The organism is Caballeronia sp. BR00000012568055, from assembly GCF_029439455.1.
GTDB lineage: Bacteria > Pseudomonadota > Gammaproteobacteria > Burkholderiales > Burkholderiaceae > Caballeronia.
The window spans coordinates 74,793-86,668 of the sequence record NZ_JAQFVG010000001.1; the positions used below are offsets into that span (position 1 = coordinate 74,793).

At 59.0% G+C, this 11,876-nt stretch carries 10 protein-coding genes; 7 read left to right on the top strand and 3 right to left on the bottom strand.

Annotation, left to right across the window (positions count from 1 at the left end):
• Window positions 1-259: 259 nt before the first annotated feature.
• Complete coding sequence (locus P7F28_RS00330; RefSeq protein ID WP_277182294.1) at window positions 260-1,312, bottom strand: LacI family DNA-binding transcriptional regulator; 1,053 nt, start codon at window positions 1,310-1,312, stop codon at window positions 260-262.
• A gap of 146 nt (window positions 1,313-1,458) precedes the next feature.
• Here P7F28_RS00330 and P7F28_RS00335 point away from each other — a divergent pair, with 146 nt between their 5' ends.
• Genes P7F28_RS00335 through P7F28_RS00350 form a run of 4 tightly spaced genes read left to right on the top strand, consistent with a single transcriptional unit; the run spans window position 1,459 to window position 4,921 of the window.
• Complete coding sequence (locus P7F28_RS00335; protein ID WP_277182295.1) at window positions 1,459-2,535, top strand: fatty acid desaturase family protein; 1,077 nt, start codon at window positions 1,459-1,461, stop codon at window positions 2,533-2,535.
• Between the two features lie 24 nt (window positions 2,536-2,559).
• The gene (locus P7F28_RS00340; RefSeq protein WP_277182296.1) at window positions 2,560-2,868 is read left to right on the top strand and encodes a non-heme iron oxygenase ferredoxin subunit; all 309 of its coding nucleotides are present in this window, start codon (window positions 2,560-2,562) and stop codon (window positions 2,866-2,868) included.
• Between the two features lie 4 nt (window positions 2,869-2,872).
• Window positions 2,873-4,099 (top strand): NAD(P)/FAD-dependent oxidoreductase, encoded by a 1,227-nt coding sequence (locus P7F28_RS00345; protein ID WP_277182297.1) that lies wholly within the window; start codon window positions 2,873-2,875, stop codon window positions 4,097-4,099.
• Window positions 4,100-4,111: 12 nt separating this feature from the next.
• A complete protein-coding gene (locus tag P7F28_RS00350) occupies window positions 4,112-4,921 on the top strand; it encodes an SDR family oxidoreductase (RefSeq protein WP_277182298.1) in 810 nt (269 codons plus the stop codon).
• A 7-nt stretch (window positions 4,922-4,928) separates the two neighbouring features.
• Here the strand turns inward: P7F28_RS00350 and P7F28_RS00355 are convergent, their stop codons facing one another.
• Window positions 4,929-6,884, bottom strand: a complete 1,956-nt coding sequence (locus tag P7F28_RS00355; RefSeq protein ID WP_277182300.1) for a methyl-accepting chemotaxis protein — start codon at window positions 6,882-6,884, stop codon at window positions 4,929-4,931.
• Between the two features lie 420 nt (window positions 6,885-7,304).
• Between P7F28_RS00355 and P7F28_RS00360 the strand changes: the two genes are divergently transcribed.
• A complete protein-coding gene (locus P7F28_RS00360; protein WP_277182301.1) occupies window positions 7,305-8,597 on the top strand; it encodes an MFS transporter in 1,293 nt (430 codons plus the stop codon).
• 59 nt (window positions 8,598-8,656) lie between these two features.
• On the opposite strand, the gene P7F28_RS00365 is transcribed toward P7F28_RS00360, so the two are convergent.
• Complete coding sequence (locus tag P7F28_RS00365; protein WP_277182304.1) at window positions 8,657-9,661, bottom strand: LacI family DNA-binding transcriptional regulator; 1,005 nt, start codon at window positions 9,659-9,661, stop codon at window positions 8,657-8,659.
• Between the two features lie 262 nt (window positions 9,662-9,923).
• On the opposite strand from P7F28_RS00365, the gene P7F28_RS00370 reads away from it, so the two are divergent.
• The gene (locus tag P7F28_RS00370) at window positions 9,924-10,754 is read left to right on the top strand and encodes an NAD(P)-dependent oxidoreductase (RefSeq protein ID WP_277182305.1); all 831 of its coding nucleotides are present in this window, start codon (window positions 9,924-9,926) and stop codon (window positions 10,752-10,754) included.
• 238 nt (window positions 10,755-10,992) lie between these two features.
• A partial coding sequence (locus tag P7F28_RS00375; protein ID WP_277182306.1) for an MFS transporter occupies window positions 10,993-11,876 on the top strand: 884 nt, incomplete at its 3' end.

An 11,876-nucleotide genomic window follows, 5' to 3' on the forward strand; every position in this document is an offset into this window, starting at 1 on the left:
TTTCAGACGGGTAAGTCGAGTGCAATCGAAGTAGATCGCCGTGAATGACGGCGCGCACTCTTGCAGCAATGCAGATGCCACGTCTGAAAAATAGATAGGCGAAGCTGAATAGCCTTTGGAAGCAGGCGTTACAGCGCTTTGCGCGCGAACGAGGCTAACGGTCAACGCTCGTCAATGGTGCATAAGACGCATCAAGCCGGGCATAAGACGCCATCCTGGGCGACGCAAGCGCGAAGTCTTAGGAAGACCTTAACGCGCTTTACACGTTTTCCGGCGTATAAAGCTGGGCCGGCAAAGGATATTGGCTAGCTTGCGCTGCTTCACCCGGCAAAGCTTGCAAGGCACGCAACATCGCTTGCACGGCGGTTTCGGCGATACGTTGCAATGGGGTATCGATAACCAGATCGATCACGCCATCGACCAACGCTTCATAGCGGTCGGGCATCAAATCCGAACACACCGTGACGATACGGCGACCAAGCGCTTCCTCACGCAGCGCACGAATGACGCCGCCTACGCCGCCGCCGGGAACGTATATTCCGGCGAGATCGTCGTGCCGAGCAAGCATGGCAAGTGTGGCTTCGTAAGCGAGTTGTTTGTCTTCGAGATTGATTTGCGTGTCGAGCACACGCAGTCCGGGCGCATGCTCGCGCAAATACGAGCGAAAACTGATCTCACAACTTTCTTGCCCAAGATAGCGTGGCGTGCCCACGAACACGCCTACCGTGCCGGTTTTCCGTTGGTTGAGCCTGCTGACCGCCCACGCTGCCGTGCGTCCGCTCTTGCGCGGATCGACACCGATATAACCCGCACGCAGCGGCGCGCTCAGATCAGATAACAGCGTGACTGTCGGCTTGCCTTGCGCATGAAGCGACTCGATTGCCGCCGTCACGTGCGGGTGATCCACGGCGACTACGCCAAGCGCATCGACTTGCTCGCCTAAGGAAACCAAGGTACGCGCGATAGATGCCGGATCGAGTTCGTCCATATATTCGATCACGGCAGAGCAGCGCTCCGGTTCATGACGTGACGCCGTCTCCGTCAGGATGCGGGCAAAGGTTTGATAAAACGGATCAGCCCTTTTCTGCAGACAAAATCCCAATGTATAGCGTTCGTTTCGTTCACCTAGCTTAGCGCGCAAGCGATCGCGCATCAGCCCCGCACCGTGATAGCCGATGCGCTCGGCCGCTTCGATCACTCGCAAAGCCGTTGCTTCCCGCACTAATAGCCGGCCATTGAATACGCGATCCACCGTAGCGGGACTGACGCCCGCTGCGTCTGCTACGGATTGAAGCGTCGGGCGCTTAGTCATTTTTGATGTAAATGATGGGTTTTTAATTGGCGCAATGATGCTTAAAGATAGCAAATGCAAAGCCTTATTGCATGGGAACCTAAGCGCTCATATCATCGATACAACAAGAAATAGATGATGCAAATCCAATCATCGGATGAGGCGACATGATGGAATCTGAGCAGACGCAAGGCGCGAGCGCGCAGGAACTACATCGCGCATATCGCTTAGTGGGCGGTGCAGGTGAGCGTGCGAAATCAGCCGGTTTAGTGAATGCCAAATGGTACAAGTGCGCCGTTCCGCGTCCGGTGATGAAAAGCCTGATGCAGCGAAGCGATGCCCGCGCCATACGCGACACTGTCATTTGGTACCTAAGCATTATCGCGAGCGGCGTGCTTGCCTATTTCGCATGGCGCGCGCATTCGCTGTGGGCCATTCCCGCCTTGATGCTTTACGGCACGCTTTATTGCGGTCCGGCGGATTCGCGCTGGCACGAGAGTGGTCACGGCACCGCATTCAAGACAAGTTGGATGAACAAAGCGCTATACCAAGCCGCGTCGTTTCAGGTCTTCCGCCGTCCGACAATCTGGCGATGGAGCCACGCTCGCCACCATACGGATACGCTGGTCGTAGGCCGCGATCCCGAAATCGGCGCACAAGTACCAACGGATTGGCTTGGTCTCGCGCTGAATGTCTTCGCGCTCAAGCATGTTGCAAATGAATTGCCTAAGGTGATTGGCGCGGCGTTCGGTCGTATCGGTGAGGAAGAAAAGACCTTTGTTCCCGAGTCGGAATGGTCAAAGGTGATGCTGGAAGCGCGCATCTGGCTGGTGATTTACGCGGTGGTGATTGCGGCATGCTTTGTATTTCATAGCGTGTTGCCCTTGCTTTATATCGGCTTACCCAGTCTTTACGGTGCCTGGCTTTATCTTTACTTTGGCTTGACGCAACACGCAGGCATGCCGGAAAACGTGCTCGATCATCGCAAGAATTGCCGCACCATCGAGATGAATCCGGTGTTTCGATTTCTTTATCTCAACATGAATTACCACGTCGAACATCACATGTTCCCGATGGTGCCTTACCACGCGCTGCCGCGTCTGCATGAGACGGTTAAACACGATATGCCGCCGCCTTATTCGAGCACGATCGCCGCCTATGCCGAAATCTTCCCGACGCTTCTGCGCCAGACGCGCGATCCGTCATATCACGTAGAACGGCCGGTGCCGGCCACAGCCGCATAAAAACATCGAACGGAGACACGCATCATGACGCAATGGATCGACGCAGCCGCGCTTGACGATATCGAAGATGAAGACGTGATGCGCTTCGATCACGACGGCCGCACTTTCGCGATTTATCGCGTAAATGAAGGGGTTTTCGCAAGCGATGGTCTGTGCACGCACGAGCACGTTCATCTTAGCGACGGCTTTGTGATGGACTATGTCATCGAATGCCCCAAGCACAATGGACGCTTCGATATTCGCGATGGCCGGCCACTTTGCGCGCCTGTTTGCGAAAAGCTGAAGACGTACCCCGCGAAAGTCGAAGCAGGGCGCATTCTGATCGAGGTCTGAGATCATGGTGCGCGTGATGGCGATTGTCGGTGCGGGGCATGTCGGCGGGCGCGCGGCTCAGGCGTTGCGCGAGTTCGGCTGGACTGGCGATATCGCGATGTTCGGCATGGAATCGCATTTGCCTTATGAACGTCCACCGCTGTCGAAGCAATTGCTGACGGGTGAGCGCGAGGCATCGCACTGTCAATTGCGCACACGCGATGACTGGGCGAACGACCGCATCAAGCACGTCGTGAGCAAGGTGGCGCGTATCGTTCGCGAAGCGCGCACCGTGCAACTCGACGATGGTCAAAGCATCGAATATGAAGCGCTGTTGCTTGCGACTGGCGGTCACGTACGGCGCTTGAACATTCCCGGCGCTGATCTCGACGGCGTGCTGACGCTGCGTACACTCGACGATGCCGCACGCATTGCATCGCGCCTTGCATCCAACGCTCGCGTGTTGATCGTGGGCGGCGGATTCATCGGCCTGGAGGTCGCAGCGTCTGCACGAAAGCGCGGCTGCAATGTGTGCGTGATCGAAGGCGCATCGCGCTTGCTTGGGCGCGCGGTGCCGGAAGCCGTAGCCGAACAGGTGCAACGCCTTCATGAACGCAATGGCGTCTCCATTCGTTTGAATGTCACGCCAGAAGCCATCGAACGGCTTAGCGACAGAACGCTTGCTATTTCACTTAAGGATAAAAGCGTTATTCATGCCGATATCGTCTTGGTGGGAATTGGTATCGACCCTGCGGATGAGCTTGCGCGTGATGCGGGGCTGGCGGTCAATCGCGGCGTGATCGTCAATGCAGAGCTTGAGACGTCAGCTTCTGGAATATTCGCGGCGGGCGACGTCGCTATATTTCCTAGCCGCATTTCAGGGCAGCCCATTCGTCAGGAAACATGGCATAACGCCGAGACGCAGGCGCGCGTTGCCGCACGCAATATGCTCGGCGCGAAAACGCGATACGACGACACGCCGTGGTTCTGGTCGGATCAATACGATCATCAATTGCAAGTGGCGGGCGAACCTGCGCTCGGCGTGAAATGCATTAAACGCACGCTAAGCGATGCCGGTTCCATCGACTTCTATTTCGATGCAAACGAACGTCTTGTCGGCACGAGCGGCTTTGGTCTTGCTAGCGGTTTTGCCAAAGAAATGAAACTCGCGCGGATGCTGGTGGAGCGCGCTAAATCGCCTTTAGCAGAAATGCTTAGCGATCCGTCCGTCAAACTCAAAAGCCTGCTCTAAAAGGAACACACGATGAGTCGATTCGATGGCAAGGTGGCCGTGATTACCGGCGGCGTGCAAGGACTGGGTGCGGCGGTCGCGGCGTTAATGGCGGAACGTGGCGCGCATGGCATCGTGATTTGCGCGAGATCGAAGGAGAAGGGTGAAGCAAAGGCGCGCGAACTGGCTGACGCGAGCGGCGTGCAAGTCAAGTTCGTCGCGGCGGATCTGTCTCGCGTGGAAGATTGCCGCGCCGTCATTCAGGCAGCCGATGCGCAGTTCGGCCGTATCGATGTGCTCGTGAATGCTGCGGCCAGCACCGATCGCGGCACGATCCTCGATACGGATCCCGAACTGTTCGACCGCATCTTCGCCACCAATGTGCGCGCGCCTTTCTTTCTGATGCAGGAAGCCATCGGCGTGATGAAGCGGGAGCGTATCGAAGGCGCGATCGTCAATATCTGCTCGATGTCGGCAATGGCCGGTCAGCCATTTATCGCGGCTTATTGCGCGTCCAAAGGCGCACTCGCCACGCTGACGCAAAACACCGCGTATGGACTGCTGCGCAATCGCATCCGCGTAAATGGGTTGAATCTGGGCTGGATGGCGAGCGATGGCGAGGACCGCATTCAACGCGCGTATCACGGTGCGGACGATGCCTGGCTTGCTCATGCCGCCGAAAAACAACCATTCGGAAGACTAATTGATCCGAAAGAGGCGGCGCGTGCCGTAGCATTTCTCGCCAGCAACGAGTCCGGCATGATGACCGGTTCGATGGTGAACTATGACCAGTCGATCTGGGGCGCCTATGACGACGCCCCGCATCCCGAAGCGCCGCTTTAAAAGCGCTTTAAACGCGGAATACGCTGACAGTGCGCGCGAGTCGCTCGGCCTGATCGCGCAGTTCCGTGGTCGAGTGCTCGGCTTCGCCCACGAGCGCCGCGTTTTGCTGGGTCGCTTCGCCGATCAGCATGACCGCGGAATTGACCTGCTCGATTCCCGATGCCTGCTCGCGTGACGCCAGGCTGATTTCATCGACGATGGCATGCACGCGCGCCACGCGTTCGACAATACCGTGCATCGTGCTGCTCGCTTCCTCGGCGATCTTGTAGCCATGCGAAACTTTCTGCGCGGACTCGCTAATCAGGGACTCGATCTCTTTCACCGCGCTCGCGCTGCGTTGCGCGAGCGCGCGCACTTCGGCGGCCACCACCGCGAAGCCGCGTCCGTGTTCGCCTGCACGCGCGGCTTCGACTGCTGCATTGAGCGCGAGAATATTAGTTTGGAATGCGATGCTTTCGATCGTCGCGGTGATGTCGGCGATACGGCGGGCGGAGGAATCGATCTCGCCCATCGTCGTCACGACGCGGCTGACCGCATCGCCACCCGCACGCGCAGCGTCCGATGCTGATGCGACGAGCGTGCCCGCCTGCGCCGTGTTCGCGGCGTTCTGCTGCACGGTGGACGTGATTTCTTCCATGCTGGCCGCAGTTTCCTCGACGCTCGCTGCCTGCGTCGCAATGCGCGATGCAATGTCCGTGCTGCCCGATGCGAGCCGCGCCGTGCCATCATTCATATCGCTCGATGCATGGCGCACTTGTTCGACGATCTGCGCAAGACCGCGCGCGATGCCATCGATGGCGCGCATAAGGCGGCCGATATCGTCTTCACGCGCGGTATCGATACGCACGGTCAGATCGCCTGCCGCAATGCGCTCCGATGCGCGCGTGACCTCATCGAGCGGTCGGCCGATAAGCTTGTTCACCGCAAAAAGCAGCACGCCGACAAGCGCGCCCACGACCAAAAGGCCCAGTAACAAGAAGCGATTGCGGCTTGCGTGCACATCGGCGAGCAGTTCGTCACGATACGCGACGCCACCGATCATCCAGTTCCACTGCGGCACCGTCATGTAGAGAATTTCCTTGGTGCCGCCATGCACGCGCGCGTCCGCGCCCGCGATATTCTCGCCATCGAACGTAATGCGGCCTTCGTGCGTATCGAGCATTTGTTTGAAGGGCGCAACGCGTTCGTCCGCGACCTGGCCGATGCCGTCAGGATGCACAAGCAATTTGCCGCGATTCGCACCGGCCGAGGCATCGACGACGAAGTGATAGCCGGTCGCACCGATCGCGAGCTTGGCGATATCGTCCTGCAACGCAGCGATTTCCGACGTCACGTCCACGCCCACGAAAAGCGCGCCGATCACGCGGCCCGTGGCATCGGTCACGGGCTTGTACTCGGTGATGTACTGCTTGCCGAACAGCGCCGCAATGCCGACGTACGGCTTGCCGCTCATGATAGGCGCGTAGGCCGGTCCTTTGCGATCGAGCAGCGTGCCGATCGCGCGCGTGCCGTCCTGCTTCTTGAGCGATGTCGTGATGCGCACGAAGTCGTCGCCCGTGCGGGCAAAGACCGTCGCGATGGCGTTGCTTTCGGCGAGGAAGGCATCGGGGATGGCGAAGTCGCCGTTGAGCGGCTTGTCGCCCGCGCTCAGGGTCGGCGTGGCTACGCCGCCGATATCGACGGTATGCGCTGTATCGAGCGTGAAGCTGGAGGGCAGTCGATGCGCGAAAAGCGTCATGAAACGCGAGACTTCGGCGTTCACGGCGGTGTCGTAGAGCGCAATCATGGTGGCGATCGAGCGATTCTCGCTTTCGACGCGCGCGAGCGCGTGCGTGTCGATCTGTTCACCCGCCGAGCGGGTGACGGCGAGCGTGAAGGCCGCGACCACGAGGGCCGCGAGGGCGCAGGCGAAGACGGCAAATTGGGTCCCGATATTCAATCGGGCCAGACGATGACGAAGCATGGGTAGTGCGGGGCCGTGAAAGAGTTCTTAAGTGACCCTTATCGGCACTTTCTAAGTGCATCTTTAATTTTGCATGCCATTTCGATGGCCGATTCAGTGCCGCTGAGCTTCAGCATCATGGCGAGCGCCTTGCGCGCTCAGGAAACACGGTTAGGAAACAAGAGGAAATCGATTAACTTTCCATTGTCGTATCGTCTAAATCTTCTGAAGGCCCTTGTATTTAGGCGTTAGACGCCGACACTAGGGCAAACACGGGGCTTCAATTTATGCCCGATCTCATTATTATCCATAAAACGTTTTCCAGAACCGGGTCGGGATTCGGCTGATTGCATGCCGAATGCGAAAGACCCACGGCGCTCGTCGCCATCAACGCAACACGAAACGCGGCACGACGAGCGCAGCCGCGCCCCGGAGACATTCATGAACACAGCCGTTGCAGGCGTCGTACGTACGGCCAGCCGATATCGCTGGGCCGTATGCGCGCTGCTCTTCTTCGCCACCGTCATCAACTACATGGACCGGCAGATTCTCGGTCTGCTCGCGCCGGTGTTGCAGCACGATATCGGCTGGACGCAGGTGCAGTACGGCCGAATCGTGATCGCGTTCTCGGCGTTTTATGCAATCGGCTTGCTGTGCTTCGGACGGATCGTCGATTGGCTCGGCACGCGCATTTCGTATGCGCTCGCCATGTTCGTGTGGAGTATCGCGGCCATGCTGCACGCGGCGGTCGGCTCGGTGATGGGCTTCGCGATGGTGCGCGCGCTGCTCGGCATCGGCGAGGGCGGCAACTTCCCGGCGGCGATCAAGACCACGGCCGAATGGTTCCCGCGCCGCGAACGCGCGCTGGCAACCGGCATTTTCAATTCAGGCGCGAATATCGGCGCGGTGTTCGCACCGGCGATCATCCCGGCGCTGGCCGTCGCGTTCGGCTGGCGCTCGGCGTTCGTGATGGTCGGCGCGATCGGTCTGATCTGGCTCGCCGTGTGGTTCGTGATGTATCGCGAGCCGGATGGCAGCGCGCAGGAAGACGACATCGCCAATGAAGGCGACGAAGCCAAAGCCGCCGATGCCGCCAACGCGAAAGCAGGCGCGCCGGGTTTCAAGGTGCTGATCAAGCAGCGCGAAACGTGGGCGTTTATCGTCGGCAAGTTCCTGACGGACCCGGTGTGGTGGTTCTACCTGTTCTGGCTGCCGAAGTGGCTGAACGAATCGCGCGGCATGGATATGCAGCATATCGGCCTGCCGCTCGTCGTGATCTATGCGATCACCACGGTGGGCAGTATCGGCGGCGGCTGGATTTCGTCGGCGCTGCTGCGCGCGGGATGGACGGTGAATGCCGCGCGCAAAACCGCGATGCTGATCTGCGCCTGCGCCGTGCTGCCGATTGCATTCGTGTCTCAGGCTGAAAATCTGTGGGTGGCGGTGGCTATCGTCGGGCTGGCTGCGGCGGCGCATCAGGGGTGGTCGGCGAACCTGTTCACCACGGCGTCCGATCTGTTCCCGCGTCGTGCAGTGGGTGCGGTGGTCGGTATCGGCGGTATGGCCGGTTCGATCGGCGGCGTGCTGTTTTCGGAAGTGATCGGTCAGGTTCTGCAGCGCACGGGTCACTACTGGGTGCTGTTCGCGATCGGTGCATCGGCGTATCTGATTGCGTTCTTCATCATGCATCTTCTGTCGCCGAAGATGACGCCGGCGAAGCTTCCGGCTGCTTGAATGGCTTGAATGGCCGCGCCTTCGGCAACGAGGCGCGGCGCGCGTTTCAGGCATAAGCGTCAGGCTTGAACCGTAGTCGTACACGCAGTCGTCGAGTCGCGCACGATCAGGCGCGGTTCGAACATGGAATTGACAGGGTCGGCATTGCCGGCGAGGGCATCGATGAGCTTCTGCATGGCAAGCTCGCCCATTTTCTCGCTCTGGATGTCAACGGTAGTGAGGCCCGGCGCGGCGTATGCGCCGTAAGGCACGTTGTCGATGCCGGTCACGGAAACATCGTGCGGCACGCGAATGCCGAGCGACGCGGCTTCCTTCATGAAGCCGAGCGCGATCAGGTCGTTGTAGCAGATGACCGCTTGCGGACGCTTCGGCCCGAGCATGACGCGGGAACAGGCGTGCTCGCCGGCCACGGAAGTCGGCGCATGCGCTTCGTAGACATCGAGTTCGAGTCCGGCTTCGGCAAGACACTCGCGTGCGCCGCGAATACGTTCATCGTTGATGCGCGCATGTTCGAAACCGAGGTACGCGATACGCCGATGCCCGAGGTCGAGCAAGTGCCGCGCAAGCATGTAAGTGGCAAGACGGCTGTTGATGCCGACGCTCGGAATGGGCAGCGCGGCGTTACGCAGCAGTACGACGGGTTTGTCGAGATCGAGCATCCATTGCGCTTCTTCGTCGGGGAGGCGCGAACTGACGAGCAGGCCGTCCACGCGTTGCGCGAGCGCCTCGATCAGCGGACGTTCGCGGGCCTGATTTTCGTCGATATCGACAAGCAGCAAGGTGTAGTCGTGACGCAGCGCAATGCGATTCGCGCCCTTCACGACGTTGGTGAAGTGGGGATTGCTGATGTCGAGAATGGTCAGGCCGATGGTTCGCGTGCGCCCGGTAATCATCGAGCGCGCGAGCGGATTGGAGCGGTAGCCGAGCGTTTCGATGGCCGCTTTGAGCCGCGCCTCGACGGGCGCGGAAAAACGCTGCGCGCCGTTGATGTATTTGGACACGGTCGCCACCGACACACCGGCGGCGGCCGCGACATCACGAATGGTCGGGGAAATTTTTTTCATACAGAGGGTAACGTTTTCTCAGTGTTTCCGATGTTATCGGATTGCCGCAAAAAGTCGAGTCCGCACACGCGTGCATGAATTGCGCGATTGCATGTTGCGCGATGAATTCAGCATGCGGTAGGCTCGACGCATCGGCGGACATGCAGCCTGATATCACGCTAGTCACGCTAAAAAACGTTTTCTTCTAATTTGCTTTCAATCACGCATTCAGCGCTTTCGATACGAAAGGCGCTTCGATGATTCAACGTTTCAAGGAGTTTCGATGAACCAGTCAAACGCAACGGCCAAGCCTTTCAAGCGTCTGCTTCTGACCGGCGCGGCCGGCAACCTTGGTCGTCAGCTGCGCGCGGCGCTGGGCGATTGGGCGGATGTCGTGCGGCTCACCGATATCTCGCCGCTCGACGACGCCGCAGCGGACGAAGAAGTAAGCGCGGCGGACCTCGCCGACCGTGACGCGGTGATGCGTCTCGTCGATGGCGTGGACGCGATCGTGCACCTCGGCGGCATTTCCATCGATGCGCCGTTCGACGATCTGATCGAAGCGAATATCCGTGGCACGTACAACCTCTACGAAGCGGCGCGCCGTTATGGCGTGAAACGCGTAGTGTTCGCCAGTTCGAATCACGCGATCGGCTTTCATCCGGTCACCGAAGTGCTGGATGCCGACTCGCCACAACGCCCGGACAGTCTCTACGGCGTGACGAAATGCTTCGGCGAATCCTTGTCGCGCTATTACTTCGACCGCTTCGGCATCGAGACCGTGTGTCTGCGTATCGGTTCGTCGTTCGAGGAACCGAAGAATCCGCGCATGCTGGTTACCTTCCTCAGCTACCGCGATTTCATCGAATTGGTGCGTTGCTCGCTGTTCACGAATCGCGTGGGGCACGCTGTGGTTTATGGTGCATCGGATAATCCGGTGAAGTGGTGGGACAACGCGAAGGCAGGCTTCCTTGGCTTCAATCCGAAGGACAGCTCGGCGCAGTTCGACGGCTTGTTCCCGACGCGCGCCCCGACCGACGAACGCGACGATCCCGCGCAACGCTTTCAAGGCGGTCCTTTCGTACTCGGCGAGCCGATGGAGAAAAAGGGCTGATAATCGTCGAGACCGTTACCGGTCACATCTGCATCACCGAAACACCAAAAAAGGAGCGATTCGTCGCTCCTTTTGTCTTTTTCATGCATTGCGCAAATCTTGGGATGCACCGATACGGCGCGCACATCGGTTCGGGCTAAACACCACTTCTGTAGTTTCTCCGTAAAGAGTAGGCTCCGCTGGTAGCTCGAAAACTCATATCAGCGATCTGCAGACTTCCTACCCGGAGGAGACATAGATGGACCTAGAAGCCCGCACCATGAGGCGCGTGATGGTTCGCCTCGTACCGTTCCTGATCCTGTGCTATTTCATTGCCTATCTCGACCGCGTCAACGTTGGTTTTGCGGCGTTGCAAATGAACAAGGCGCTCGGTTTTTCCGCGAGCATGTTCGGCTTCGGCGCCGGGATTTTCTTTATCGCCTATTTCTTTTTCGAAGTTCCGTCCAACCTCCTGCTCGAACGATTCGGCGCGCGCCGCTGGATTGCGCGGATCATGTTCACGTGGGGCATTCTCGCGGCCGCGATGGCGTGGATTCCGCATATCGCGCAAGCGACGGGATTGTCGAATGCGTACGTTTTCTATGGACTGCGCATTTTGCTTGGCATCGCGGAAGCGGGCTTTTTTCCGGGCATCATCTTTTTGCTGACGCTGTGGTTCCCGGCTAAATATCGGGGTCGCGTGGTCGGTTACTTTATGGCGGCGATTCCGTTGTCCACCGTGATCGGCGGACCCATCTCCGGCGCGCTGCTTCAGATGGACGGTCTCAAGGGCATGCAGGGCTGGCAGTGGCTTTATCTGATCGAAGCCTTGCCCGCGCTGTTGCTTGCCTTCGTGGTCTATTTCTATCTGACCGACAAGCCGAGCGATGCTCACTGGCTGTCCGATGAAGAGCGCCAATGGCTTGTCGATCGGCAGGCGAAAGAGCGCGCGCATCGTGAATCCAAGCATGCGTTCAGCGTGAAGGAGGCCATTCTCAACCCGCGTGTGCTGGCCATCGCACTGATCTATTTCGGCGCGAATGCGACCAACTATGGCTTGAGCTTCTTCCTGCCGCAGATTGTGAAATCGTTCGGACTCACGAATTTGCAGACGGGCTTTGTTACTTCACTGCCGTATGCGGT